At 69.1% G+C, this 24,728-nt stretch carries 26 protein-coding genes and 2 pseudogenes; 16 read left to right on the forward strand and 12 right to left on the reverse strand.

Going from position 1 to position 24,728, the window contains the following annotated elements; all coding sequences use genetic code 11:
• Window positions 1–273 precede the first annotated feature (273 nt).
• The 5 genes from OHU74_RS34250 (at window position 274) to OHU74_RS34270 (ending at window position 4,052) form a co-directional block, all read left to right on the forward strand.
• Window positions 274–825: a hypothetical protein gene (locus tag OHU74_RS34250; protein WP_371614278.1), complete on the forward strand. Its 552-nt coding sequence runs from the start codon at window positions 274–276 to the stop codon at window positions 823–825.
• A gap of 166 nt (window positions 826–991) precedes the next feature.
• On the forward strand, window positions 992–1,093 hold the full coding sequence (locus OHU74_RS34255; RefSeq protein ID WP_371619888.1) for a putative leader peptide: 102 nt from the start codon (window positions 992–994) through the stop codon (window positions 1,091–1,093).
• A 298-nt stretch (window positions 1,094–1,391) separates the two neighbouring features.
• Entirely contained in the window at window positions 1,392–2,501 is a 1,110-nt protein-coding gene (locus tag OHU74_RS34260; RefSeq protein ID WP_371614277.1) for an aliphatic sulfonate ABC transporter substrate-binding protein, read from the forward strand.
• A 99-nt stretch (window positions 2,502–2,600) separates the two neighbouring features.
• Complete coding sequence (locus OHU74_RS34265; RefSeq protein ID WP_371614276.1) at window positions 2,601–3,176, forward strand: TetR/AcrR family transcriptional regulator; 576 nt, start codon at window positions 2,601–2,603, stop codon at window positions 3,174–3,176.
• 87 nt (window positions 3,177–3,263) lie between these two features.
• Window positions 3,264–4,052 carry an SDR family oxidoreductase gene (locus OHU74_RS34270; protein WP_371614275.1) on the forward strand — a complete coding sequence of 263 codons (789 nt, stop codon included), beginning with the start codon at window positions 3,264–3,266 and terminating at the stop codon, window positions 4,050–4,052.
• A 128-nt stretch (window positions 4,053–4,180) separates the two neighbouring features.
• Here the strand turns inward: OHU74_RS34270 and OHU74_RS34275 are convergent, their stop codons facing one another.
• Window positions 4,181–5,935 (reverse strand): FG-GAP repeat domain-containing protein, encoded by a 1,755-nt coding sequence (locus OHU74_RS34275; RefSeq protein ID WP_371614274.1) that lies wholly within the window; start codon window positions 5,933–5,935, stop codon window positions 4,181–4,183.
• 245 nt (window positions 5,936–6,180) lie between these two features.
• Entirely contained in the window at window positions 6,181–7,143 is a 963-nt protein-coding gene (locus OHU74_RS34280) for an SDR family NAD(P)-dependent oxidoreductase (RefSeq protein WP_371614273.1), read from the reverse strand.
• A 130-nt stretch (window positions 7,144–7,273) separates the two neighbouring features.
• On the opposite strand from OHU74_RS34280, the gene OHU74_RS34285 reads away from it, so the two are divergent.
• From OHU74_RS34285 to OHU74_RS34305, 5 genes are all read left to right on the forward strand, one after another.
• Window positions 7,274–8,467: a sensor histidine kinase gene (locus tag OHU74_RS34285; protein ID WP_371614272.1), complete on the forward strand. Its 1,194-nt coding sequence runs from the start codon at window positions 7,274–7,276 to the stop codon at window positions 8,465–8,467.
• Window positions 8,464–9,117 carry a response regulator gene (locus tag OHU74_RS34290; RefSeq protein ID WP_371614271.1) on the forward strand — a complete coding sequence of 218 codons (654 nt, stop codon included), beginning with the start codon at window positions 8,464–8,466 and terminating at the stop codon, window positions 9,115–9,117. Before OHU74_RS34285 ends, OHU74_RS34290 begins: the two co-directional genes overlap by 4 nt.
• A gap of 271 nt (window positions 9,118–9,388) precedes the next feature.
• Window positions 9,389–9,730, forward strand: coding sequence for an ArsR/SmtB family transcription factor (locus OHU74_RS34295; RefSeq protein WP_371614270.1), 342 nt, complete (start codon window positions 9,389–9,391; stop codon window positions 9,728–9,730).
• Window positions 9,731–9,813: 83 nt separating this feature from the next.
• Entirely contained in the window at window positions 9,814–11,469 is a 1,656-nt protein-coding gene (locus tag OHU74_RS34300; protein WP_371619536.1) for a SulP family inorganic anion transporter, read from the forward strand.
• A 274-nt stretch (window positions 11,470–11,743) separates the two neighbouring features.
• Window positions 11,744–12,079 carry an ArsR/SmtB family transcription factor gene (locus OHU74_RS34305; RefSeq protein WP_371614269.1) on the forward strand — a complete coding sequence of 112 codons (336 nt, stop codon included), beginning with the start codon at window positions 11,744–11,746 and terminating at the stop codon, window positions 12,077–12,079.
• A 111-nt stretch (window positions 12,080–12,190) separates the two neighbouring features.
• Here the strand turns inward: OHU74_RS34305 and OHU74_RS34310 are convergent, their stop codons facing one another.
• Window positions 12,191–12,463, reverse strand: a complete 273-nt coding sequence (locus tag OHU74_RS34310) for a DUF6126 family protein (protein ID WP_371619889.1) — start codon at window positions 12,461–12,463, stop codon at window positions 12,191–12,193.
• 137 nt (window positions 12,464–12,600) lie between these two features.
• Between OHU74_RS34310 and OHU74_RS34315 the strand changes: the two genes are divergently transcribed.
• Both OHU74_RS34315 and OHU74_RS34320 read left to right on the forward strand, forming a co-directional pair.
• Window positions 12,601–12,912 carry a hypothetical protein gene (locus tag OHU74_RS34315; RefSeq protein ID WP_371614268.1) on the forward strand — a complete coding sequence of 104 codons (312 nt, stop codon included), beginning with the start codon at window positions 12,601–12,603 and terminating at the stop codon, window positions 12,910–12,912.
• Window positions 12,913–13,006: 94 nt separating this feature from the next.
• Window positions 13,007–13,336, forward strand: a complete 330-nt coding sequence (locus OHU74_RS34320; protein ID WP_371614267.1) for a hypothetical protein — start codon at window positions 13,007–13,009, stop codon at window positions 13,334–13,336.
• A 43-nt stretch (window positions 13,337–13,379) separates the two neighbouring features.
• Here OHU74_RS34320 and OHU74_RS34325 read toward each other — a convergent pair whose 3' ends face one another.
• A complete protein-coding gene (locus OHU74_RS34325; RefSeq protein WP_371614266.1) occupies window positions 13,380–14,876 on the reverse strand; it encodes an aspartate aminotransferase family protein in 1,497 nt (498 codons plus the stop codon).
• Between the two features lie 260 nt (window positions 14,877–15,136).
• On the reverse strand, window positions 15,137–15,871 hold the full coding sequence (locus OHU74_RS34330) for a translation initiation factor IF-2 (RefSeq protein ID WP_371614265.1): 735 nt from the start codon (window positions 15,869–15,871) through the stop codon (window positions 15,137–15,139).
• A 90-nt stretch (window positions 15,872–15,961) separates the two neighbouring features.
• On the opposite strand from OHU74_RS34330, the gene OHU74_RS34335 reads away from it, so the two are divergent.
• Entirely contained in the window at window positions 15,962–16,450 is a 489-nt protein-coding gene (locus OHU74_RS34335) for a hypothetical protein (RefSeq protein WP_371614264.1), read from the forward strand.
• Here the strand turns inward: OHU74_RS34335 and OHU74_RS34340 are convergent, their stop codons facing one another.
• Window positions 16,451–17,050: a hypothetical protein gene (locus OHU74_RS34340; protein WP_371614263.1), complete on the reverse strand. Its 600-nt coding sequence runs from the start codon at window positions 17,048–17,050 to the stop codon at window positions 16,451–16,453.
• 338 nt (window positions 17,051–17,388) lie between these two features.
• Here OHU74_RS34340 and OHU74_RS34345 point away from each other — a divergent pair.
• A pseudogene (locus OHU74_RS34345) lies at window positions 17,389–17,583 on the forward strand (nuclear transport factor 2 family protein); the annotation flags it as partial.
• Between the two features lie 113 nt (window positions 17,584–17,696).
• Window positions 17,697–18,281, forward strand: coding sequence for a hypothetical protein (locus OHU74_RS34350; protein WP_371614262.1), 585 nt, complete (start codon window positions 17,697–17,699; stop codon window positions 18,279–18,281).
• Window positions 18,282–18,317: 36 nt separating this feature from the next.
• Here the strand turns inward: OHU74_RS34350 and OHU74_RS34355 are convergent, their stop codons facing one another.
• From OHU74_RS34355 to OHU74_RS34365, 3 genes are all read right to left on the reverse strand, one after another.
• Window positions 18,318–20,276: a transglycosylase domain-containing protein gene (locus tag OHU74_RS34355; RefSeq protein ID WP_371614261.1), complete on the reverse strand. Its 1,959-nt coding sequence runs from the start codon at window positions 20,274–20,276 to the stop codon at window positions 18,318–18,320.
• A 149-nt stretch (window positions 20,277–20,425) separates the two neighbouring features.
• Window positions 20,426–20,959 carry a hypothetical protein gene (locus OHU74_RS34360; protein ID WP_371614260.1) on the reverse strand — a complete coding sequence of 178 codons (534 nt, stop codon included), beginning with the start codon at window positions 20,957–20,959 and terminating at the stop codon, window positions 20,426–20,428.
• A 2-nt stretch (window positions 20,960–20,961) separates the two neighbouring features.
• Window positions 20,962–21,177, reverse strand: a complete 216-nt coding sequence (locus OHU74_RS34365) for a matrixin family metalloprotease (RefSeq protein ID WP_371614259.1) — start codon at window positions 21,175–21,177, stop codon at window positions 20,962–20,964.
• 168 nt (window positions 21,178–21,345) lie between these two features.
• Between OHU74_RS34365 and OHU74_RS34370 the strand changes: the two genes are divergently transcribed.
• The gene (locus OHU74_RS34370; protein ID WP_371614258.1) at window positions 21,346–21,678 is read left to right on the forward strand and encodes a hypothetical protein; all 333 of its coding nucleotides are present in this window, start codon (window positions 21,346–21,348) and stop codon (window positions 21,676–21,678) included.
• 69 nt (window positions 21,679–21,747) lie between these two features.
• On the opposite strand, the gene OHU74_RS34375 is transcribed toward OHU74_RS34370, so the two are convergent.
• The 3 genes and pseudogenes from OHU74_RS34375 to OHU74_RS34385 form a co-directional block, all read right to left on the reverse strand.
• The gene (locus tag OHU74_RS34375) at window positions 21,748–22,830 is read right to left on the reverse strand and encodes a low specificity L-threonine aldolase (protein ID WP_371614257.1); all 1,083 of its coding nucleotides are present in this window, start codon (window positions 22,828–22,830) and stop codon (window positions 21,748–21,750) included.
• Window positions 22,831–23,000: 170 nt separating this feature from the next.
• Window positions 23,001–24,398, reverse strand: coding sequence for a DUF6421 family protein (locus OHU74_RS34380; protein WP_371614256.1), 1,398 nt, complete (start codon window positions 24,396–24,398; stop codon window positions 23,001–23,003).
• Between the two features lie 219 nt (window positions 24,399–24,617).
• Window positions 24,618–24,719: pseudogene (locus OHU74_RS34385) on the reverse strand (methylmalonyl-CoA mutase family protein); the annotation flags it as partial.
• Between the last annotated feature and the right edge of the window lie 9 nt (window positions 24,720–24,728).

A 24,728-nucleotide genomic window follows, 5' to 3' on the forward strand; every position in this document is an offset into this window, starting at 1 on the left:
ACCACTCCGACCGTCACGACGTCACGCAGCCGGGACAAGGTTATGGCCGCGAACGGTGAGGACCACGCCTCGGGCGGAGCCGTATCGCAGCCAATGACCTTTTATCACAGGAGAGTTGATGCGTGCGGTCTGAATGGAAATCCTGCCTGCCGGTCCCTTGGCGGGTTGCGGCCGGGCCGAGCGGAATCCGAGGGTTACGGTGGTGTGCACGCAATGCAACGGAATGCACCGCACCGAACCGAACCGAACCGAACCGCACCGAGGATTCAGCCTTTGACTCCGTACTCCCTGGCGTTCTACGTGGACGTCGTCACCGCCGGCACCGTGCTCGGCGTGGGTCCCGCGGACTCGCCCGACCGCGTCACCGAGGTCCTCGGGGCGGACTTCGGCGAGAACACGTCCGACCAGGGCATGGTCCGCGACTACGGCCTCGTCGAGTTCTACTGGGACCGGGCTTGCGCCGACGACCCCTGGTCGGGCCACCACTACACCTTGCAGGTGCACCGGCTCGCGCACCGGGACCGCACCCTCGTGGACGGTGTACTCCGCGCCCGGTACGGGCGGTTCACCCCCAGGCTCCGGTTCGAGAAGCTGCGACGCCTGCTGGAGCGGCGCGGCGTCCCGCTGCTGGAGATCCCGGAAATCCCGGCGAACGCCCCGTACTTCCGTACCTTCTGGCAGCCCGCTTCCCAGGTGGCCGTCTCCGTCATCGGCGCCTGTGGCGAGTACAGGACGCCGGACAAGCTGCGGGTCGGCGACGTCTACAGCATCCAGGCCCCGATGGCGGCCGAGGAAGTGGAGTGGCGGAGGTCCCGGGCCGGGTAGCCGGGGACGGCGGCCGTAACCCTGGCTATCCGGCCACTTGCGTGTTTCGCGCGTGTGCCGGCCGCATGTGCTCGTCCATCATGTGGGCAAGCTCTTGGGCGGGCGACTCCCGTCTGTCAAGATTCCTGGCAACCAGGTGAGAAAACTAGGGAGTTGCGAGGTGGCCGTGCGAACACCGCACCATCCGCGCCGTCTGCTGCCCCCGCTTACCACCCGTCGGCACATCGACCTGGTTCGGACGTCCAGCGCCATCTGTCAGCCTGCCTGACGTCCTCCGTAGGGCCTGGCTCCACGTGCAGTGGACCGTTGTGCGCTTCGCCTTCCCGCTCTCCGTCAGCCGGGCAGCCCTTCGTCGGACCTCACCGTCCGCGCCACCTTCGCGCGCGGCGTGCGATGCGCAGCGGCTCGACGTCCACTCCGTGGTCTCCGCGACACCCTTCCACTTCTCGGCCGGCTACGGCGTTTCAGCACCGGCGGCGGGGAGTGGGTGCCGTGCGTGCCGATGACGTCGCATCGTGCGTCTCTCCCTGCCTTCCCGAACGCCCACCCCGTGAAGGGACACCTTCGTGTCTGCCGCAAGACCGCTCAGCACCCTGCGAGCCATCGCCGTAACAGCGGCGCTTCCCCTCTTACTCACGGCCTGCGGCTACCAGGCCGAGGCGAAGAAGGGGGACGGGAAGACAAACCTCGCTGCTGATGCCGACAAGCCGCTGTCGGCTTCCGAGGTCCGCATCGGCTACTTCCCGAACCTGACGCACGCCACCGCTCTGGTCGGCCTCCAGGAAGGGCTGATCCAGAAGGAGTTGGGCTCCACGACGATCAGGCCGCAGACCTTCAATGCCGGTCCGTCCGAGATCGAGGCGCTCAACGGGGGCTCTCTCGACATTGGTTTCATCGGTCCCTCGCCGTCGATCAACGGCTACGTGAAGTCCAAGGGTTCGAACCTGCGGATCATCTCCGGCTCTGCCTCGGGTGGCGTGAAGCTGGTGGTGAACCCGGAGAAGATCAAGACTCTGGATGACCTCAAGGGCAAGAAGATCGCCACTCCGCAGAAGGGGAACACGCAGGACGTCGCGTTCCTCAACTGGATCGCCGAAAAGGGCTGGAACGTCGACCCCGAGTCCGGCAAGGGCGACGTCTCCGTCGTCCGCACCGACAACAAGGTCACCCCGGACGCCTTCAAGCAGGGCTCCATCGACGGCGCCTGGGTGCCGGAGCCCACCGCCTCCAAGCTCGTCTCCGACGGCGGCAAGGTCCTTCTCGACGAGGGCTTCCTGTGGCCGGAGAACAAGTTCGTGATCACGAACATCGTCGTGTCGCAGAAGTTCCTCAAGGAGCACCCGGATGTGGTCGAGGCCGTGCTGCGCGGCACGGTCAGGACGAACGGGTGGATCCACGCCCATCAGGACCAGGCGAAGGTTTCCGCGAACACCAAGCTCGCCGCGGACACCGGTAAGCCGCTCGAGGCGGAGGTCATCCGCCCGGCGTGGCCGAGCTTGGCGGTCACCGACGACCCGCTGGCTGCGACGCTGAAGAAGCAGGCCGACCACGCGGTCAAGGCCAAGTTCATCGAGCAGCCCGACCTGAACGGCATCTACGACCTGCGGCTTCTGAACAAGGTACTCAAGGCGGCGGGCAAGCCTGAGGTCTCCGACGCCGGTCTCGGCGCCAAGTAGGTCAGTAGCTGCCCGAGCCGATGCGGTTCGACGGTGCTGCGCAACCGGATCAGCACCCGAGTTCTTGACCTTCGGGTCAAGAATCGATAGCGTGAGGTCATGGGCAGGCCGAAGAACTTCGAACCGGACGTGGTCATCGCGCAGGCGATGGAGGCTTTCTGGACCAATGGCTACGCCGGCACCTCCCCCGCCGATCTCGCGGAGGCCACCGGGGTGGCCAAGGGGAGCCTGTACCACGCCTTCGGATCCAAGCGTGAGCTGTTCGGCAAGGCCCTCGAGCTCTACGATCGCGCCGGCTCCGAGATGACCGAGGAGCTCCTCGCGCGGCCCGGTGCGACCAGGGAGTGCATCCGCGACTACCTGATCTTCCTGGTGGATACGGACCTGAACGGGCCCGTCAGGCGTGGCTGCCTCGGCGCCAACACCGCGCTGGAGCTCGGCGGTCGGGACGAGGAGGCCACCCGGGCGGTTCAGCGCATGGGGCAGCACACCATCCAGCTCCTCACCGCCCGGATCGAGCAGGGGCGACGCGACGGTGATGTCGCCCCGGAGGTCGACGCCGGGGCGCAGGCCCAGTTCCTCCTGAACACGATCGTGGGGCTGCGCGTCATGGCCAAGTCGTTCGACAGGCCGATCTTGCACGGGATCATCGACACCGCCCTGGCGGGTCTCTGATCCACGATGCCCCCGACGGGGGCATTTTTTACGCCCTAGTTTTTGACCTGTAGTTCAAGAAAACCTGCAGTCACAGGAAAGAGAGTCATGGACCTCGGAATCACGGGCAAGACCGCCATCGTCACCGGCGCGGGCCGAGGCATCGGCCTCGCCATCACCCAGGCGCTGGCCGCAGAAGGCGTCCGGGTGGTGGGCGCCGCCCGCACCATCACCCCCGAGCTGGAGAAGGCCGCAGCCGCCGCCGTGTCGGTCGACCTGAGCACGCGCGACGGGGCGACGAGGGTGGTCGAGGAGGCGATCAACGCGGTGGGCGGGATCGATTTCCTGGTCAACAACGTCGGCGCGGGCGACCCGGACAAGCTGTCCCTGGGCGGCTTCCTCGACGTGGACGACGAGCAATGGCAGGCCGTCTTCGACCTCAACCTGTTCAGCGCGGTCTGGACGACCCGGGCGGCACTGCCGAGCATCCTGGAGCGCAGGGGGTCGATCGTCAACATCTCGTCGATCAACGCGCGCGTGCCCGCCGGTTCACCGGTCGGCTACGCCGAGGCCAAGGCGGCGCTGAACCAGCTCAGCAAGCGGCTCAGCGAGGAACTGGCCCCGCGCGGGGTACGGGTCAACACCGTTTCCCCCGGCTTCGTCGCGAGCCCGCTGTGGACCGACCCGAACGGCTTCGGCGGCAAGGTGGCCGACGCCTACGGTGTCAGCCACAGCGATCTGCTCGAGAGCATTCCCGGCCAGTTCGGCCTCGCCTCGGGACGCATCACCACGCCCGAGGAGGTGGCCGACCTGGTCGCCTTCCTCCTGTCCGAACGTGCCGCCAACATCCACGGCGCCGACCACGTCATCGACGGTGGCACCCTCAAGGCCGGCTAGTGCCGTGACCGGAAAGGTTCGCCGGGTCGCGACGCCCGGCACGGACGCGGGCCCGCCCGTCGGCTGGTGCCGGTGGACGGGCCCGCGCCGTCGCTGATCGTGGACCGGCCGCCGGGCGGCCGGGGGAGTCAGATCATGTTCTTGTAGATGTTCCAGCCTCTGCCGAACAGCACCCGGGCGGTGAAGGTCGCGGTGCCGGCGTTGCCCGTTGAGGTGTACAGGTACATGTCGCCGTTCGGGAGGCGGCCGAGCACGTCGCCCTTGCTGTCGCCGTCGATGTCGCCCGGCACGAGCAGCGTGTCGTACACGTTCCAGCCGGTGGCGACCTGCTCCGGGGCGGCGAACGGCGCGGTGGACGTCCCCGTGCCCTTGTAGAGGAACACCCTGCCGGAGGTGTCCCGGGCGATCACGTCGGGCCGCCCGTCGCCGGAGTAGTCGCCTGCGCCGACGACCGCGTTGTAGGCGTTCCAGCCGGTGCCGACCTTGATCCGCGTGCCGAGCTTGGTCTCCACCGCGCCGTCGCCGGGGTGCAGCCACAGGACGCCGGCGGAGTCGCGGCTGAGCAGGTCGCCCTTGCCGTCGCCGGTGAGGTCACCTGGGCCGACCATGAGCGTGTAGTTCCACGTCGTGCTGACCTTCAGGCCGCGGATGTACAGATCGCTGCCGATGTTCTGCACGTAGCTGGCGTGGTTGTGGCTGTTGAGCGCGGTGGCGTAGGTGTTGCGGGAGCCGGGCGTCTCGGTGCCGACCGCCATCGGCGGCGTCACGTAGGTGCCGTTGGCCAGGGCGTAGTACTTGGCCAGCGTGTTGTTGGACTCGGTCATGAGGTTCTGTGACTTGCCGTAGAGCTGAGTGGTGCCCGCGCCGACCATGAACCTGTTGAGTTCCCACCCGCTGCCGTGGTAGACGGGTGCGGCGAACTTGCCTCCGCCGATCGACTTGTAGAAGTACTGCAGGCCGTCGCGATTGCGGGCGATCAGGTCGCTCAAGCCGTCGCCGTCGACATCGTCCGGGCCGCTGATCACGTTGTACGTGTTCCAGCCCGTGCCGACCTTGACGCGGGGCTTGAGCGGGGCGGTGGCACTGCCGGATCCCTTGTGGAACCACAACTCGCCGGTCAGGGTGCGGGTGAAGACGTCGCCGAGGCCGTCGCCGTCGACATCGCTGGCACCGACGATCTGGTCGTAGATCCCCCAGCCGGAGCCGACCTTGACCCGCGTGTTGAAGGGTTTGCTGACGCTCCCGGTGCCGGTGTACAGCCACAGGTCGCCGACGTGGTCGCGGGCCAGCAGATCGGGGTGGTGGTCGCCAGTCACGTCGCCGGTGGCCACGAGGCGGTTGTACTTCTGCCAGCCGCCCCCCGACCACAGGGGCGCCGACGTGCCCTTCAGACCGGTCTCGTAGAGAGTGAGTACGCCGTCGAAGGAGAGGGAGAGCAACTCGGCCTTGGCCGTGCCGCCGACGTCGCCGACCGGCAACAGGTCCTTGTACGAGGAATCGGGGTCGGTCTTGGAGATCGTGTAGTCGCCCCAGTCGGAGATCGACGACAGGTAGACGCCCATGCTCTGGTCGTACTCCACGACGATCATGTCGCTGATGCCGTCGCCGTCGACGTCGTGCCGCGGCAGGGCCGCGGCAGCCACCGGTGCGGAGGGCGTGGCGCGGTCGGGCATGACGACGGTCGGGTGCCCGCCGTCGCCTCGCGGCGAGGCGCTGGAGGCCGACTCCGTTGTCGGGGCGGCCGCGGGCCGCGCGAGGGCCGGTGCGGGCGCCAGGGACTGCGGGGCGGCGGTGCTCGGGGCGGCGGAGAGGACGCCGGCGGCCAGGGCGAGTACGCCTCCGGCGGCCAGGGCGCGCAGTCGTCCGCGGTGCGGTGAAGTCAAGATCCCTCCTGAGGATCGAGCCGTAAGGGCCTGCCGGGGCACGTGCTGCCGTGTGCCCTGGAATACGCGTCCGTGCGTGAACGGGCCCCACTTCGTCTGTGCGGCGTATGCCGTGCCACTGACAGGGGGGTGGGGTCGATTGGCATCGACTCCGTTTGTTAGATGCCTAGTTGATGTGCCGGGCCGATCCTTTCGTGCTGGTTGGGAGGGGCGTCGGCGTGCGAGGAGTAGTGAACCCGGCAGCCTCACGTACCGCTCGGCCGGATCATCTTCCTGCCCGCCGTGCTTCCGCCGTCCACGGTGATCGACGCACCCGTCATGTAGGGGAAGTCGTCGGACGCGAGCCCGAGCACCGCGCGCGCGATCTCCTCGGCTTCGGCCATTCGTTCGAGGCCGTCGACGTTGAGCGGTCCCCACGCCTGCTTGTACTTCGCCCAATCCGCGTCCGGGATTCCCGGCGGGCGGACGAAGGGGGTGTCGGTGGTGCCGGGCAGCAGGGCGTTGAGCCTGATTCCCTTGGGTCCGTACGCGAGGGCTGCGGACTTCACCATGCCCTGTACCGCCCGCTTGCTCGCGGTGTACGCGGCGCTGTTCGGCCGCGCCTGTTCGGCCGCTGATGACGAGGTGCAGATGATGACGCCGTGCTGCGCCTTGAGCATGTGCGGAATCTCGTACTTGATCGCGAGGAACACGCCCCGGGCGTTGGTGGCCAGGACGTCGTCCCACTCCTCGACGCTCATCTCGTGGGGCAGTTTGCCGCTTCCGATGCCGGCGTTGTTGAAGGCGACGTCGATGCCGCCGTAACGGCTCGCGACCCGGTCCACGAAGCTGCGCACTTGGACGTCCACGCGGACATCGGCCTCGATGTACGTGGCTTCGCCGCCCGCGTCCCGGATCTCGCGTTCCACCTGGCGTCCCAACTCGGCTCGTCTGCCACAGAATCCGACATGGGCGCCCTCAAGGGCGAACGCCTTGGCCGCCGCCCTGCCTATGCCGGATGTGGCGCCCGTGATGAGCACGGACTTTCCCTGGAAGCGGCCGGCCCTGGTGTGGGACCTCGATGGGGCGCCGTTCGCGTGGGCGGTGGTGCCGAAGGCTGTGCTCCCCAGCCCCAGAGCGGCCGCACCGCCGAGGAGGGACCGCCGTCCCATGGTGGTGGGTTCTGCGTCCGCGTTGGCACTCGTGGCCGTATGTGCGTCGGTATCCATGTCGCTCACCCTCGCCGCCCGACCCGGGTTCCCGACTCCCTCCACGGGCCGGACATCGCGGCCGGTGGGAGGAGTTGGCCTCCTCCCACGGCAGGACCCGGGCGTACGGGCGTCCGCCTATCGTGGGGGAGTGAACAGAGCTTGGATCGAGCCTGCGTTCGACAGACGATTCGCCGGGATGCGGATCCTGGCGCTTGCCGGCGTAATGGTCGGCTATGTCCTGCTGCTGCAGCGGCCGTTCGGGGCGCGGGGCTGGGGCCTCGCCGCAGCCGGGCTCGTGCTGTGCCTGGCTGCGGGGAAATGGGTGTTCGGTGCGCTCCTGGCGCAGTCGGTCCTGCTCGTTGTCTCACACGAGCTCGGCGCCGGCATCGTTCCTTCGTTGAAGGTGCTGGCCGCCGTCACCCTCTTCGAGCTGGCGGTACGGCAGTCCGGGCGCCGCCTCGCCGCCGGGGCGACGGGACTGGCCCTTGCCGTCGCCGTGAACCGCATCGAAGATCTGCCCGGCGAACTCCTGCCGGTGCTCTACAAGATGGGTGTCGTCGCAGGCCTGCCGCTGCTCCTGGGTGCGTACGTACGCGTGACCCGCGACGCTGCGGTGCATGCGCGTCGCAACGTGGAACAGCAGGAACTCCGCGCCGAACAACAGTTGTTGGCCGCCCGTGCTGCGGAACGCACCACCATCGCGCGGGAGTTGCACGACCTCGTGGCCCACCACGTCTCCTCCATGGTGCTGCGCGTCGGTGTTGCCCGGCATGTCACCGCGGCCACCGGCACCACCGACCCGCGGATCACCGACGTACTCGACGACCTGCATGCCAGCGCCGGCGCGGCGCTGACCGATCTGCGGCGCCTGGTCGCCGTACTGCGCGCCCCCGACCGGACCGGTCCCACCACCGGCTCCCTGGTGGAGCCCGGAGCCCTGCCGGCGGCATTGGAGTCGGTGGTGGAACACAGCCGCCAGACCGGGCTGACCGTAACCGCTTCCGTGGATCCCCGCGTTGCGCGGCTGGACGCGGTACGTGGCCTCGCGGTCCTGCGCCTGGCCCAAGAGGGCCTGGCCAACGCGGCCAAGCACGGCGGCCCCGGCGCACACGCCGAACTGGTGGTACGGGTCGCCGAAGATGCCGTTCGCGTGACGATCCACGACGACGGCGCCGGAAGGGCCCGGCCACCGGCCTCCGGCCCGTCCGGACACGGTTTGATCGGCATGCGTGAACGCGTGGACCTGCTCGGCGGCCGACTGGAGGCGGGCCCCGCCGCTCAGGGCTGGCGGCTCACGGCCGAACTTCCCTCCCTCGCAACAGACATGGAGCCCCAGCTGTGATCCGCATCCTTGTCGTCGACGACCAGCAGCTCGTCCGTATGGGACTGCGCATGCTCTTCGATCAGGCGCAGGACATCGAGATCCTGGGCGAGGCGGACAACGGCGCGGAGGCGGTACGACTGGCGGAACACCTGACTCCCGATGTCGTCCTCATGGACTTGAGAATGCCCGGCATGGACGGCATCACGGCCACCCGCCGCATCCTGACCACACGCCCCGCCACCCGGGTCGTCGCCCTCACCACCTTTGACGACGACGACCATCTGTATCCGGTGCTCGCGGCCGGAGCCTGCGGTTTCCTCGTCAAGGACACCCCACCGGCCGAACTCCTGGAGGCCGTACGCCGGGCAGCCAACGGAGAGGCCCCCTTCAGTCGTGACGTCCTTGACCGCCTCGTCGCCCAGGCTCTCCACACCCGTTCCTCATCGGACACCCCTGCGGACATCCCGGTGCCGGCCATCACCCCGCGCGAGCGGGAGGTGCTCGGACTGCTCGGCGTAGGCCTGTCCAACAAGGAGATCGCCGACCGGCTGCATCTCGGGGTCACCACGGTGAAGACGCACGTGGCCAGCCTGATGGCGAAGACGGGCCGGGACAACCGTATCCGTCTCGCTGTTCTCGCGGTCCTCACCGGCATCACGCCGAACTGAGCCGCCTCGTGTGAGGCGACTTTCTGTGTGGGCGCGAAGAGCGTGGCCGCCGTGGGAGGGCCTCGCCGACGGGGGTTGCGGCGAGGCCCAGCCATGACGGTACCGCCCGAAGCCGGGCAGTGGACCGCAGAATCAGTGAATTGCATAAGTTTGCAATTTCATAGATGCTGTGGGTGCTGTGGGTGCTGTCGGTGCTGTGTCCGTGGGTGGCCGCGGGCGGAGTGCCGGCCGTCCGCCCCGGCGCCCGGGGTGATGAGAAGGGTGCGAGTCCGTGCCGGTTCCGCTGTATCAGGCCAAGGCCGAGTTCTTCCGGATGCTCGGGCACCCCGTGCGGATACGGGTTCTTGAGCTGCTCCAGGACGGGCCGATGCCGGTACGGGACCTGCTCGCCGCGATCGAGGTCGAGCCGTCCGCGTTGTCGCAGCAGCTCGCCGTGTTGCGCCGGTCGGGGATCGTCACCTCGGTCCGTGACGGCTCTACCGTCGTCTACGAGCTGGCGGGCAGGGATGTCGCAGAGCTGATGCTGGCGGCTCGGCGCATTCTGACCGAGGTGCTGACCGGGCAGAGCGAACTGCTTGAGGAGCTGCGGGAGCCCGAGGTCCCGGCGCCGTGACCGTGGTGACCGTGACCACCTTCCTGGCCTCCGTACTCGGGCGGGTCCGCTCGGTGCTGCCGGCGCGGGCTGATTTCGCGGCCATGGGCCGCAGCCCCCGCCGGGATCTCCTGGCGGGGCTGACCGTGGCGATCGTCGCCCTCCCGCTCGCGCTCGGCTTCGGTGTGTCCTCCGGGCTGGGCGCGGAGGCGGGGCTGGCCACCGCAGTGGTCGCCGGCGCGCTCGCCGCCCTGTTCGGCGGATCCAACCTCCAGGTGTCCGGGCCGACCGGTGCGATGACCGTGGTGCTGGTGCCGATCGTCGCCCAGTACGGGCCCGGCGGCGTCCTGACCGTTGGCCTGATGGCCGGTGTCCTGCTGATCGGCCTCGCGCTGCTGCGGGCCGGGCAGTACATGCGGTACGTGCCGGCGCCGGTGGTGGAGGGGTTCACCCTCGGCATCGCGTGCGTGATCGGCCTCCAGCAGATGCCCCATGCCCTCGGGGTGGCCAAGCCGGACGGCGAGAAGGTCCTGCTGGTGGCCTGGCGGGCCCTCGCGGAGTTCGTGGCCTTCCCGAACTGGACCGCGATCGGGCTCTCGGTGGGGGTCGCGGCGGTGATGCTGGCAGGGGGCCGGTGGAAGCCGGCGATCCCGTTCTCCATCGTTGCGGTGATCGCCGCGACCGTGCTCGCGCAGGTCCTCCACCTGGACGCGGCGGCCCCGATCGGGGACTTGCCCTCCGGCCTGCCGGCGCCCTCCCTCGCCTTCCTCGACGCTTCCGCCTTCGGCTCCCTGCTCGCCCCGGCGGTCGCGGTGGCCGCTCTGGCCGCGCTCGAATCCCTGCTGTCGGCAACCGTCGCGGACGGGATGACGGTGGGGCAGCAGCACGACCCGGACAAGGAACTGTTCGGGCAGGGCATCGCCAACCTGGCGGCCCCGCTGTTCGGCGGTGTCCCCGCTACCGCTGCGATCGCGCGCACGGCGGTCAACGTCCGTACCGGCGCCTCCTCCCGCCTCGCTGCCCTCACCCATGCCGCCGTGCTCGCGGTGATCGTGTTCGCCGCCGCGCCCCTCGTTTCGAAGATCCCGCTGGCGGCACTGGCGGGTGTGCTGTTGGCGACGGCGATCCGCATGGTGGAGGTCGGCTCGCTGCGGGCGATGGCGAAGGCGACGCGCTCGGACGCCGTCGTGCTCGTCCTGACCGCCGCCGCGACCCTGGTCCTCGACCTGGTGTACGCGGTGATCATCGGCCTGATCGTCGCCGGAGCCCTCGCGCTCAAGGCGGTGGCGAGTCAGGCGCGGATGGAGCAGGTCGATTTCCGCCCGGATCTGCCCGGCGAGCACAGCGAGGAGGAACACGCCCTGCTGGCGGAGCACATCGTCGCCTACCGCATCGACGGCCCCCTCTTCTTCGCCGGAGCCCACCGCTTCCTCCTGGAGCTGTCGGAGGTCGCCGACGTGAGGGTGGTGATCCTGCGCATGTCCAGGGTGAGCACCCTGGACGCGACCGGCGCCCTCGTACTGAAGGACGCGGTTCAGAAGCTGAACCGGCGCGGCATCGCCGTCATGACGTCCGGCATCCGGCCCGGCCAGCGCCGGGCCCTGGACGCCGTCGGCGCACTCGACCTGCTGCGGCTGGAGGGACGTGAGTACGCCACCACCCCGGAAGCCATCGCCGGGGCCCGCAAACACCTGGAGCAGGCAGGGCTTCTGCCCCGTACGCATCACCGACCGCACCGCATCCGGAAGGCCGCCCGATGACCGTCCTCTCCGACCGCCGCATGATCGAGGTCTCCGGCACCGAGGCCCTGTGGCCAGCGGCCACGGCCCGGCGGACGTCATCACCAAAGAAGGCCTGACCGGCGAAAGGCCCGCTCTCGGGGTCCGAACGTCACGAAGGCCGCCCGCCGGGTCCCATGAGTTGCAGGGATCTGCAATTGTTGAGGTCACAAGGTGTGAAGAGGGGCCATCGAATGCTCCCGCGAAGGAACGGTTCTGGGTGGATGAAATGGGCAGTCACGGCAGAGGTACGCAGGTGAGCACGCCGCTGTACCAGCTGAAGGCGGAGTTCTTCAAAACGCTGGGACATCCGGTCCGCATCCGTGTCCTGGAGCTCCTGGCCGAATGCGAGCACGCGGTCGCCGAGATGCTGCCGGAGGTCGGGGTGGAGGCCGCGAGTCTGTCCCAGCAGTTGGCTGTCCTGCGCAAGGCCAACCTGGTGGTCACCCGCCGGGAGGGCTCCAACGTGTATTACAAGCTCACCCACCCCCAGATCGCCGAACTGCTGCGGGTCGCCCGCGGCATCCTCTCCGGCGTGCTGGAAGGCCAGGTCGAACTCCTGGCCGACCTGCGCGCCACCAGCCACACCTAGGCCGGCAGCCAGACGGCGCAGGTCCCACCCGGGCCGCGCCCCACATACGGCGGCCGTCTTCCGTTAGTGCGGGTTCAACGCGCTTCTGACACCGGAAGACGGCCGCTCCTCTCACTTCTGAGCGTGCTGGCCCAGGTAGAAGAGCAGCCACACGAACCCGGCGAACAGGTGGGTGCCGCAAATGTAGAAAAAGGCACGCAGCGCGACGCCCTTGGCCAGCCACCGTTCCTCTTTCGCCGCTTCGCTCTGCGCGGGCTCGCCGTCCGTCGTGATGGTTTCCCTCCCATCCGGAACTAGTGAATTGCATAACTCTGCAAGTCTAGCCGGTGCGGGCCTGCTGAGGACTTCACGGCCAGGCGGGAGCGCACCCTGAGGCGGGCAGATCCACGGCGGCGTTTTGGGCTCCGGGTCGACCCGGCCCGGCGCGCGACAGTGAGAATGAGGGTGTGTTCAGACGTGAGAGGCCGGAGCCGTCGACCGATGCCCGGCTTGACCCGTACCGCCGTGCTGCCGCTCGTCTCATGGACGGGAACGAGCAGATCGGCGTGCTCGTGATCCGAGTCACCACCTGGTGGACGAGGGAAGGGCCCTTCTGGCGAAGGCGGTGGGTGAATCCGCGAGAACTTCCTGAGTGGGCGCTGTCTGGTGTCGGCCCCGCACAGCAGGTGCCCGACTTCGACGACGGGATCATCTTCGATGAGGATCTCGACGAGGAGCTCGCAGACTGGGCAGCGGGGATCTTCCGCCTACGGGGCCAGCAGTTCGGTCTCGCCTGGCTTGGCGAAGAGGAAGTCGATGCCGCTCATCGCGACCACGGCTGGACGATCGACTGACCACCCCCGCCCCGCTGCCACGCTTTCGGGTGTTCCCTGCTCGGCCGCCGTCGTGGTTGGGCATGCTGGCCGAGGACGTGATGGCGTCCACGCCGTGAGCCCGTACGAGCCGCTCATCGACGGCCCTGAGGACGACTGGGCCGAGCACATCGAGGACGTCGAATCCCGAACGGTGCCGTTGCCCGCCGAGTTGGCCACCCTCCTGCAGCGCGTGCAGGACCGGCTGCTCGACCTGGCCGCGGACGTTCCGCTCGCCGCACTCAGGGCCGTAGCCGCACTGGAACGTGCCACCAAACGAGCAGCCGGAATTGCGGCCTGCAACGCGAAGGACGATGAGCTGTCGGACGAGGTGATCGGAACCGCCCTGGGGCTGGCCGCGGACAAGGCCGGCTCGCGCTTGATCCACTACGCGCTGCGCCACTGATCTGCCCGGGACCCGGCGGGCGACGGTTTTTGGGCGGTTGAGCCTACGTGGCGGCGGGTTGGCGGTGGGTTTCGGCGGCGTGGAGGACTTCGCGGATGAGGAGGTCGAGGTCGTTGGTGGTGGTGCGGTGGTTGCACAGGCAGGCGCGGAGAGCAGTGCGGTCCTGCACGGAGACGGTGGCGAGGTAGGCGCGTCCGTTGTCCTGGACGCGCCGGGCGACACGGGTGTGAAGGGTGTCCGGGTCTCCACCGTCCGGGTCGGTGATGCGGAAGCAGACAACGGGCCACGGGCCGCTCGCCAGGAGCTCCAGTCCGGGCTCGGCGGTGATCCGGTCCCGCAGTTGGCCGGCGAGGCTCAGGTAGCGCTCGATCATGTCGGTGACGCCGTCGCGGCCCAGGTGGTGCAGGGTGGCCCAGAGGGTCAGGGCCCGGGTGCCGGGGCGGGTCAGCTCGATCGTGGCGTGGGAGAGCCACGGCAGGGCGTCCGGTTCGTCCGCGGTGAGGTAGGAGGCCTGGTGTGCGAAGGCGGTGTGCAGATGCTCGGGGTCCGGGACCAGCAGTGCTCCGCAGCCCACCGGCACGCTCAGTGTCTTGTGGGGGTCCACGGTCATCGAGTCGAGGTCGGCAACGCCTTGGTAGAGGGGGGCCAGGGCCGGGACGGCGGCTCCCAGCCCGCCCCAGGCCCCATCGGCGTGATGCCACATGCCGACGCTCCGGCACACCTGCGTGACCAGGTCGAGCGGGTCGACGGCGCCGGTCGCGGTGGTGCCCAGCGTACTGACGGTGCAGAACGGCAGCAGGCCCGCGTCCAGGTCGGCGGTGACCGCGGCGCGCAGGGCTGCCGGGTCCAGGCGGTCGTGCGCATCGGTGGCCACGGGGCGCATGCGGTGGGAGGGCAGGCCGATGCAGGAGGCGGCCCTGGCGACGGACATGTGTGCCTGGGCGCTGTAGTAGACGGTGAGCCGGGCGTGGTCGCGGTCGTAGGCGGCACCGTCGGCGGAGCCCCGGCGGGTGAGGAACCAGGTGCGGGCGGTGGCCAGGGCCAGCAGGTTGGCCATGGAGCCGCCGCTGGTCAGCACCCCGCCCGTGCCGGCAGGTAGTCCGGCCAGGTCGGCGAGCATGCGCACGGTGCCGCGTTCCAGGTCCATGAGGGCACTTTCACCCATGCCACAGGTCGCGTTGATGGCGCAGGCCAGCAGTTCGGCGATGACTCCGGCCGGTGCGGGCGGCGAGTTGATCCAGGCGAAGAACGCGGGGTGCCCGTTCCCCGTCGGGAACGGGGCGATTTCGTCCCGCACGAAGTCCAGCACTCCGCCCAGTTCACCGGCGCGTGGGCTGAGCCGCCCCTCACGCAGGCGCGCCCGCTGCTGGGCAGGCATCTGGCGGCCCACCGCGCCGGCCGGCAGTTCGCTCAGGTACTGGGATACCCACTCGGCCGCGGCTACGAGTTCGTCCCGCAGGACCTTCGCGTGAACCGCTGGAGGCAGCTGGTCCGGCGACAACACGGCCTCACCGAACCGGGCCGACGTCGGTTCACTCAAGCGATGGTTCATGGTGGCAGGTGGACCCTTCGTCGTAGCAAGGCCCACTGCTCAGCTCAGCGAGGCCATGATCGTAACGAGCGCCGCCCACCGGCCGACACGCGAACCCTGCCGCAAGCCGGGCGACCTCCGTACTGCTCGGGGCCGGGGCCAGGCCCGCCAAACCAGCCGACGACGGTCTCCATGTCCGGGTCGACCTCACACGGCTCACCACCCCGTGAGCCCGCATCTACGCGGAGGGCACCTGCCGGGTACCCCGTTCAGTGCGGTGAGGGTTTCGGGTCCAGGGCGTTGGAGACGGTGCAGCCGCCTTCTCCGGGCATCCGGTGGATCCGGGGTGGCACCCATACCTCGGTGGCGCCGGGGCCCACGCGGGCGAGAAGGCAGTCCTGCGGGTCGAAGCCGTTGCCCTTGACCAGCAGGAGGACACCGACCCTGCCTCCGTCCGACTTCACCTCCGTGAGGATCGCCGGATCCAGGTCCAGGGCGGCGAGCGTACGCCGTACTTCGCCCTCGTCCGCCAGGCTGCCCTCCGCCACCCGGGGAAGCTTCGCGCGGAGCTCCTCGTAGGGCAGCCGGGGTGGTTCGGGTGGCGGGGCGAAGGTCAGCGCGGGCCCGTCCGGGCAGGCCACGTCACGGGGATCCTCACCCCACTCCGACCGGGGAGACACCCGTACCGCGAAACACCGCTGCAGGGAGACCTCTTCACGGGCGAGCCAGCCTCTGTACCCCGAGCCGGAGGTGCGGACGACGACATCGACGCCGTTCCCGTCGTGTGTCGACGTACCCTTCACCCGCAGTACCTCCACCCCGTCGATGCGGGAAGCGGAGCGCCCGACCTCCTCCGCCGTACGCGGATTCTGGCCGTAGAGCCGCTGGCCCGCCTTCCTCGCCACCTCCCGCGCGGCGTCCGTGGCCTCGCCCTCGGAGGAGTCCACCACCCCGCAGCCGACGGTGAACAGGAACAGCGGGGCGAGCAGTATGAGTCGGCGCATGCGTCCACCTTTGCGGCGCCGCGGCCGGCGGGCAACCCGTTCGTTGGGTTCGTGTCGGCGTGCGGCGGGGGAGGAGAGCGTCAGGGGCGGGTGACACCAGGGGGTGGTGCCGATGATGTTCGGTACTCGGACGAGTGGTGGGTGCTGCTGCTGTTCCCGGCCGTGCTGTGGGTGCTGTTCGGGCCGTTCGTCATGGTCGGCCTGGGGGTGTGGTGCGCCTCCGCACCCGGCGCGCGGGCCCGGCTGTGGTCGGTGCTTGTTCCCCTGGTGCCGGTGCTGACCTCGGCGTCCGTCATGATCTTCCCGCTGAGCCGGTGGAAACGCCCGGTGCGGGTCGACGGCGCCGTGGAGGCGCCGGAGCACCTGTACGACTTCCTCGGCTACCTGGCCGTGTACGTCGGGGGCGTCACCGTGCTGCCCTGGCTGCTCGGCTACGGGAGCACGCGCCTGCTGCGCTTCGTACGGGCCCGCCGGCGCGGCCCGGGAAGCCCGGGCGAGGCCCTGGACGCCGGGATCTCGCCGCCCGGTCCGGCGAGCCCGTCGACTGCCGAGGCGCCGGGCTCACCCCGAGCTACCTGATCACCATCCGAGCTGTGGTTCGCCCAGGACCTTGCTGCCGATGAGCGCGGCGAGCTCCTGGGCTCTGGTCAGGGCCCCGTGGTTGTGGCAGCCGTGGACGAAGACAGTGTGATGCTCGGTCCACCCGTTCAACTGGGCTCTCTCACCGTGGAACACGATCTGGACCCCGTCGTATTTCGCGCTCGCGTATTGGTCTGCTTCCAGGCGCTCAGGCCACAGGCCGCGCCAGCAGATGTCGGCGATGCCCTGGCCGAGAACCGCCACGAAGCGCTCTTCCACAGTGCCCGTCGGAACGTCTGCCGAGGCGTCCAGCGGCAGATGTGCCTCCAGCGAGGCGGCACCTGCGGTCGCGACGTCGAGGTCGAACCAGAGATCCTCACCAGCAGGACCGGTACGCATGTCCAGGTAGTCGAAGTAGTCGAAGTCCGCCTCCGGCAGGACCGCAACCATCTGCCGCACGTCTTCGACCGTTCGCAGCTCGGCGTAGAGCTCGGCTTTGGCCTCGCACTCCGCCATCAGCGTACGCAGGTGCTCGGCCTGTGTGTACGCCATGGCTGCGTCAGTGCTCTGGAAGACGGGGTACGCCCTGGAGTTGCCCATGGACCGAACCGTCACACGTCCTCGCATGCCGCCGCCACCGTAATTCGCGTGATCACTGCGGTCAGCGGACTCGGCGCACGCTCAGCATCGGCACTAGGCATCCGTACTGCCGAGGAGGCTGTCCACGAGGAGATCCGGGTAGCCGGAGGCCGGCGGGTCGATGCCGAAGATCGCGCCTGGCCCTGGCGCGCATCTACGACTGGCTCGACATGACCCTCGCAGCCACGGCCTGAAACCCGAGCCACCGCCCGACCCCGCACCCACCCACCTACCGACCCACTCGCCCCCACCCGAAGGAAGCCGCAATGAACCGCACCGGAATCGCATCCGCCCTGGGCGACCAGCTGTACGACGGCAACAAGTACGCCGACCGGCACACCTGCCACATCACCAAGAACGACGGCACCACCGTCACCATGGAGGTCTACGTCTTCGCCGACCTCGCCCCCGACGGCCGCTTCCAGCGCATCGAGGAAGCCACCCTGATGCCGACCGGCTCCGAGGCCGACCGCAGCATGGGCAGCGCCCGCTGAGGCAGGCACCGCCCGGGCGGACGGAAAGGCTGCCAGGGCTGGGGCGGATGGCAGGACTCTCCTGGGTACGGATACTCATGCGTCGCGCCATGCTCACGCCTAACGTCACGAGCATGATCAAGAGCCTTGTACGTAGAGCCCGGGTCCCCGGGCGGTCCGTCCTGTATGCCGTCACAGGGCTCGTGATGGTGGTGCTGGCAGTCGCCGCCGTGGTGGCGGGGAACCTCGTGTGGAACGGCGCGCCGTATCCTTCGGCTGACCCGGCCGTGGTCGCGCAACGGCTCAAGGACCGGTCCGACGGGGTCTACGAGGACTTCGCGCTGCCTGCGAAGTACGCTGCGAACTGGGGCGGGATCGACACCGGCGCCTGCTACTACCGCGGGCTGCGGAGCATCGCCCACATTGACGAGGCGCGAACCGACGTCCGCAGCTTCGGACTCAGCTGGAGCGTACCCGAGGTCCCCGAAGCCACCGCCCGAGAGGCGCAGGGGCGCGTGCGCCAGCGGCTGGTGCAGCAGGGTTGGAAACTCACCCATGAAGGCGACCGTGCAAGCGCAACCTTCCGCGAGCTGGGCTTCCGATTCGAGGACCCGGAAGGCGGGGACCAGGTCGACGTGCAGTGGAACAACTCGACGACGACCCTGTTCATCAGCGTCTACGCCCCCTGTGCGCAGGTTCCCGACAACTTCGCGGGATAGGTCTGGGATGAGGCGGACTGGTACCCGGAGGGGCCATCACGGGTGCTCCCCGGGTGCATCCGCCGGGTACGGCGGGGCGGGCACCACGACCTCGGTGTAAGCCTTCCAGATCAGGGGCGGGAGGGCGCTGCCCCGTTCGGAGTCGGGGCCGCCCACGCCCTGCATGGGCAGCAGTTGCGTGACGTCGGGCTTCGTACGGAACATCGCGACCGAGGTGCTCAGTTCCGGCGTCGTGCCGATGAACCAGGCGGAGTTCATACGGTCGTTCGGGCCCGTCTTGCCCGCCCAGGACGGAACGTAGGTCCGCTGGTCCTTCGTAGGTCCGATGGCGTTCCAGCCCACGTGGCGCAGCGCCGCGCCCACGATCGCGGCTGTGTCGGGGCTCATGGCCCGCCGCGGTTTGGGTCGGCCGAACCCGTCCACCGTGGCGCCATTGCGCTCGACCTTGGTCACCGAATAGGGCTCGGTGGCCTGGCCCTTGTTGATGAAGGTCGTGTAGGCGCTGGCCAGCCGGACGGCGCTGGGGGTGGAGGTGCCGATGGAGAAGGTCGGCTCCAGCTTGGCCATGCTCTCCTCACGCAGTCCCGACGCGACCGCGAGGTCCTTGACCTTCTCCAGCCCGATCTTCTTGCCGGCTTCCACGAACGGTGCGTGGTCGGGGAACACCAGGGCCGTGCGGAGGGGCCCGGCTGCCATGGGCGTCCCCACCGCCCTGGGTTTCAGGGGCTCCGGGGCAGGGCTCTCGGCCGGGGGCTCCGTGCTGCCGAGCTCCTCCTCCAGAGCGGCGGCGTACACAAAGGGTTTGAACGCCGAGGCCGCAGGCACGCCGGAGGTGTCCGCGTTGTTGGTGAAGTGCTCGATCGCGTCGGAGCCGCCGTAGAGCGCGACGATCGCCCCGTCCTTGGGGCGTATCGAGGCGGCGCCGACCTGCACGTACTGGTCCTCCGTACGGTTCTTCGGGTCCAGTCGGTCCGCGCGCACCTGCTCGACGGCCTTGGTCAGCGCGGCCACCTTGTCCTTCTCGAAGGTGGTGTGGATGCTGTAGCCGCCACCGGCCAGTTCTTTGTCCGTGATTCCGCTGCGGCTCTTGAGGTACTTGTTGGCGATGTCCACGAGGTAGCCGGTCTGCCCGGCCTGGCTGGTCGGCTTGACGGGAGGCTTCGGCTCGGGGAACTCCGTGTACTTCGCGCGTTCCTCTGCGCTCATCGAACCCGTGTCGACCTGACGGTCCAGAATCCAGCTCCAACGGTCTTCGGCACGTTGGTGGTTGGCGGAGCTGAGGGACGGGTCGAAGCTCTCCGCGCCTTTGAGGACAGCGGCCAGCAGGGCGCCCTGACTGGGGTTCAACTCCGAGGCGGGGATGCCGTAGTACGCGTACGAGGCTGCCTGGACGCCGTACGCGTCGCGGCCGAACCAGGAGGTGTTGAGGTATCCCTCGAGGATCTCCGTTTTGGGCCGCTGGTTGCTGATCTTCAGGGAGAGGAAGAGTTCCTTGATCTTGCGCTGGACGGTCTGGTCCTGGCTCAGATAGGTGTTCTTCACGTACTGCTGGGTGAGCGTCGAGCCGCCCTGGGTCTCCTTTCCCTTGGCGATGTTGACGACGGCGCGGCCGATGCCCGTCACCGAGACGCCCGAGTCGGTGTAGAAGTCCTCGTTCTCCGCGGCGATGACGGCGTGTTGGACGGAATCCGGCACCTGGGAGAGCTTCACGTCCTGCCGGTTCACATCGCCGATGCTCACCATCCGGCTGCCGTCCGCCCAGTAGTACACGGTTGCCTGACGGCGCGCGGAGTCGTGCGGGTCCGGGATCTCTACCCGTATGTAGACGAAGGTGAAGAGGCCGGCGAGGGCGCCGGTGAAGAGCAGGAACAGGCCGGAAACCAGTTTCCAGGAGGGCGTCCAGCGCCGCCAGCCCCGGCGGCCGCGCCTGGGCAGGTCGATGCGGAGGCGGCGGGTCTTCCGGTCGGCGTCCTTACGGCTCTTCCCACGACCCACAGGGCCTCCTTGATCGGCGAGCCGTTACTACGGGGCGGTAACGGACTCGGCAAGGAGGATGATCAAATTGCGTTCGTGGTTGGGTCGTTCGCGAAGAATTTACGGCCGGAGCAGGACGGCCCCCACCCGGGGGCCCGAGTTCCCGGTACCTACCCGATCACCACGTCATCGCAGTGCGCGGGCGCCGGGACGGGGGCCCGCTGCACGTCCCGCCAGTGCGCGGCCTCGCCGTCGACGCCGCGCTTGGCCGGTGCCACGTACCCGACCCACGGACCCTGACCTTCGTTGTCCATGGTCTCGATGCCCACGACGTACTGGCGGCCCGGCTCCAGGACGGCGTAGAGCGGATCGTCGTCGACGTATCCGCCGGCGGCGGTTCCCTTCTTCGTGACGCCCTGGGTGACCGTGAGAACTTCGGGCACCGTGCCCTGCAGTGTCCTGAGGACGTGTACCTGGCTGGACAGGAACGAGCTGCCACCCTCGTCGTCCCACGCGCGGGTGTGCTTCACCGTCTCCACCACGGCCATCGCCTTGAACTCGTCTGCCACGACGGGGTCCTTCGACAGATCCGCCGCGCACACCGCGTGCGTGGAGCTGTCCGTCCCGGCGACGGCGTACCAGCCGCCGCCAGCGAGCAGTAGTCCACCGGTCAGGCCCGCCGCAGCCCACAGCTTTGCACCCATGATCAGCCCCACGGCTTCTTGTAGTTGGCCTTGTCCACGGCCTGCGGTACGTCGTAGTCCTCTTGCACCTGGGGCCACATCAGCGAGTACGTCGTACGGAAGTCCTTGTGGCAGAGGCCCAGCGCATGTCCCAGCTCGTGGGCGGCGACACTCCGGCGCTTCTTCGGCGAGCACCCCTTCATCTTGGCCTTGTCGAAGCGGATCTCGCCCTCGTCCACGGAGCTCCGGGACCTCGATTCGGACTCGCCCCTGACGCACGGCGCCGGATCGACGGCATGCGCCGGACGGGACGCAGGAGCGGCAGGCCGTCGCCGACGCCGCGTGGCAAGGGGACTGGAAGGCCGCCGAACGGTACGTCCGGGCTGCGGGACGCGGTCCGTGCCGGAGTGCCGCAGGACGACGAGGAGTTCGCCCACTGGTACGAGCGCGGCAACGTGCACTACCGCCGGGCCTGCGTCCTGGCGGAGGCCGAGCGTTTCGAGGAAGCCCTGCCCGAGGTGGAGGCCTCCATCGAGGCCCACGAGGAGGGCGGTGGGCAAGGCGAGGTGCGCCGCGCCGAAGCGGTACGGATGGCCGCCCTGATCGAGGGCAAGGGCCTCGGCCGCTTCCAGGCCGCCGTCGCCCGGCTCACCACGGCGGCTGCCCGCTGCCGCCGGGCCGGTCTCACCGAGGCCGCCGACATCCTGGAGGCCCTCCGCCAGGACTACCTGCGCCGCTGACACCCCGCCCCCGGCCGGCGGTGCGCCCCCCGACGCACCGCCGCCCGGGACGCCGGTGGTCGGGCGGAATCAGGAAGCTCGGCCGCACTCTTCGGCGATGGTGCGGATGAACGTGTCGACGTCCTCAGGGACCGTGTCGAAGGAGCACATCCAGCGGACGACACCGGGCTGTTCGTCACGGAAGTAGAAGTGGTACTTCTCCTGGAGCCGCACGGCTGCGTCGTGGGGGAGCCGGGCGAACACTCCGTTCGCCTCCACCGGATAGACGATCTCCACTCCCGGGATGTCCTGGACGCCGGCGGCGAGGCGCTGGGCCATGGCGTTGGCGTGCCGGGAATTGCGGAGCCACAGGTCACCGCCCAGGAGTGCCTCCAGCTGGACTGCGATGAACCGGGCCTTGGAGACCAACTGGGTGGTCTGTTTGATGATGTGGCGCAGGGACCGGGGGCCGTTCGGGGTGAGCACGACCACCGCGTCACCGTAGAGGCCACCGCACTTGGTGCCGCCGAAGGACAGGAGGTCGACTCCCGCGTCGTAGGTGAGCTCGCGCAGGGTGACGCCCAGGGACGCGGCGGCGTTGGTGAGCTGTGCGCCGTCGACGTGGAGCTTCATGCCGCGCTCGTGCGCGAAATCAGCGATGGCGCGGATCTCCGCAGGGGTGTAGACGGTCCCCAGCTCCGTCGCCTGGCTGATCGAGACGACCTGCGGGGTGGCTCGGTGCATGTCGTCCCAGCCCCAGGCCTCGGTGGCGAGGAGTTCCGGGGTCAGCTTTCCGTCGGGAGCCGGGATGGTGATGAGCTTCAGGCCACCGATGCGTTCGGGCGCTCCGCACTCGTCCGCGTGGATGTGCGCGGTGGTGGCGCACAGGACGGCTCCCCACCGGTCCGTCATGGCCTGGAGGGCGATGACGTTCGCTCCGGTGCCGCTGAAGACGGGGTGGATCTCCGCATGGGGCCCGAAGTGGTGACGCGCGAGGTCCTGCAGGTTCTGGGTGTAGACATCGCGGCCGTAGGACGGCTGATGACCGCCGTTGGCGGTGGCGATCGCGGAAAGGACCTCCGGGTGCACGCCGGCGTAGTTGTCGCTGGCGAAGAAGCGTGCCGCCGGGTCGTGTTTCCGCGCGGGGGCGGGGGTGCTCGTGGTGGTGCTCAAGGCGTCGTTCCGTTCGTTGTGGCGGCAAGGTCACGCCGGGATCCGGGGGGATGTTCGGGGGATCCGTACCTGAACAAGGATGGTGCTGGCTGGGTCGGCCTGCCAGGAGATGGCGGGACAGGTTGCTGCCTGGCAGGTTCCTGTCCGGGCGTGGGACGTGGGGCGCGGTCTCAGGCTGCGGTGCGGGTCTCCCCGTAGGCGGTGATGCCGCGGGTGGCTTCGATCACGCGGCGCAGCTTCTTCGCCAGGGCCTCGTAGAACATGCTCAACGGGAACTCGTCGGGCAGTGCGGAGTCGACGAGCCTGCGCGGCGGCAGGGTGAAGTCGAGGGCGGTCGCACCGTCGGCCCAGGCGGATGCGGGGTGAGGCGAGAGGTACGAGGAGACGAACGCGTGGCTCTTGAGCCAGTGCACGACCTTGGGCCGGTCGATGCCGAGCCGGTACAGGTCCTCGATCTCGGTGCGGAGGCGAGCGACGGTCTCTGCGGCGGCGGCCCAGTCGACGGCCAGGGTGTTGTCGCTCCAGCGGATCGCGCCCGCCCGGTGCAGGGCGGCGAAGAGCAACTGCCCGCCGAGACCGTCGTAGTTGCGGACTCGGTCGCCGGTGATCGGGAAGCGGAACAGGCGGTCGAAGAGAATCGCGTACTGCACGTCCCGTCCCTGGGGGACGTTGTCCTCGATGAGGTCCTGGCCGGCTTGGAAGGCGGTGAGGTCGCAGCGCAGCTCTTCGATGCCGTACATCCAGTAGGGCTGACGCTGCTTGATCATGAAGGGGTCGAAGGGGAGGTCGCCCAGGCTGTGAGTCCGGTCGTGGATGAGATCCCACAGCACGAACGCCTCCTTCATGCGCTCGGGATCCGCCAGGAGAGCCCGGGCGTCGCCGGGCAGCTCCAACCGGGTGGCGGCGACGGCGGCACTGGTCACGCTGCGCAGACGCGCGGCCTCCCGGTCGCAGAAGATCGCGCCCCAGGTGAACTGTCCCGGGTTCTCGCGAACGGCCACGGTCTCGGGGAAGAGGACCGCGGCATGCGTGTCGTATCCGGAGGTGAATCCCTCGAACTCGATACCGAGGTAGAGCGGATTTCCGTAGGTGGTCCGCTCCAGGTCGGCTATCCAATCGGGCCACACCACACGGAAGGCGACGGCCTCCAGGTTGCAGTGGGGGTTGCCGTTCTGTGTGTGCATCGGGAAGACCACCAGGTGCCGCAGGCCGTCGACGCGCTGCTCGGCGGGCGCGAAGGCCAGGAGGGAGTCGAGGAAATCCGGCTTGCCGAATCCGCTGTCCGCCCATCGCGTCAGATCCTCGATCAGGGCCAGGTGGTAGTCGGCGTCGTGCGCAAGCAGCGGGGAGAGCCGGCGGATCGCGGCGACCACGCGGGTCACCGCGTCACGCGCCTGTTCCAGGGTGGGCCCCCGTTCCTCTTCGAAGCTGATGGCGCCGTCCTCGGACTGCCAGGACCCGAGGGATTCCACGGCGTCTTTGAGGTTCTGCCAGGCAGGGCAGGCGACGACCAGCGCGGCCTGGTTGCCTTCTCGGACGGGGCGCTCCATCGATTGCTTGGTGCTCATGTCGTTCCTTCCGGATGAGGGTGTCGGACGGGGTGGTTCCCCGCGGCGATCGAACGGGGACCGGCGGCGGCCGCAGCCGGCTCAGACGGCTTCAGACGGGCTCGGGTGCCGGGGTGTCCTGGGTGAGGGACAGGGGCACCGGGCCTGGGAGAGCGGGCGAGCCGATGTGTTCCAGGACCCACGTGACGATTCCGGAGAGCGAGGCCCCGGCGTGAAGATCTCGGCGACTTCTTCGAGGACGGGCGTCCGGGCGACGAAGAAGAAGGACAGGCGCGGAGCGAAGTCGTCCACGTCCATGCCCGCCGCCACGGCCGCGCGTACGTCCGGTCG

The organism is Streptomyces sp. NBC_00454 (genome assembly GCF_041434015.1).
GTDB lineage: Bacteria > Actinomycetota > Actinomycetes > Streptomycetales > Streptomycetaceae > Streptomyces.

Excerpts from the sequence above, each read along its gene's own strand:
- OHU74_RS34350 (WP_371614262.1), top strand. The coding sequence starts at position 17,697 with ATGATCAAGAGCCTTGTACGTAGAGCCCGGGTCCCCGGGCGGTCCGTC.
- OHU74_RS34360 (WP_371614260.1), bottom strand. The coding sequence starts at position 20,959 with ATGGGTGCAAAGCTGTGGGCTGCGGCGGGCCTGACCGGTGGACTACTG.
- OHU74_RS34265 (WP_371614276.1), top strand. The coding sequence starts at position 2,601 with ATGGGCAGGCCGAAGAACTTCGAACCGGACGTGGTCATCGCGCAGGCG.
- OHU74_RS34300 (WP_371619536.1), top strand. The coding sequence starts at position 9,814 with ATGGGCCGCAGCCCCCGCCGGGATCTCCTGGCGGGGCTGACCGTGGCG.
- OHU74_RS34340 (WP_371614263.1), bottom strand. The coding sequence starts at position 17,050 with ATGGGCAACTCCAGGGCGTACCCCGTCTTCCAGAGCACTGACGCAGCC.
- OHU74_RS34315 (WP_371614268.1), top strand. The coding sequence starts at position 12,601 with ATGGACGGGAACGAGCAGATCGGCGTGCTCGTGATCCGAGTCACCACC.
- OHU74_RS34280 (WP_371614273.1), bottom strand. The coding sequence starts at position 7,143 with ATGGATACCGACGCACATACGGCCACGAGTGCCAACGCGGACGCAGAA.
- OHU74_RS34270 (WP_371614275.1), top strand. The coding sequence starts at position 3,264 with ATGGACCTCGGAATCACGGGCAAGACCGCCATCGTCACCGGCGCGGGC.
- OHU74_RS34380 (WP_371614256.1), bottom strand. The coding sequence starts at position 24,398 with ATGAGCACCAAGCAATCGATGGAGCGCCCCGTCCGAGAAGGCAACCAG.
- OHU74_RS34330 (WP_371614265.1), bottom strand. The coding sequence starts at position 15,871 with ATGCGCCGACTCATACTGCTCGCCCCGCTGTTCCTGTTCACCGTCGGC.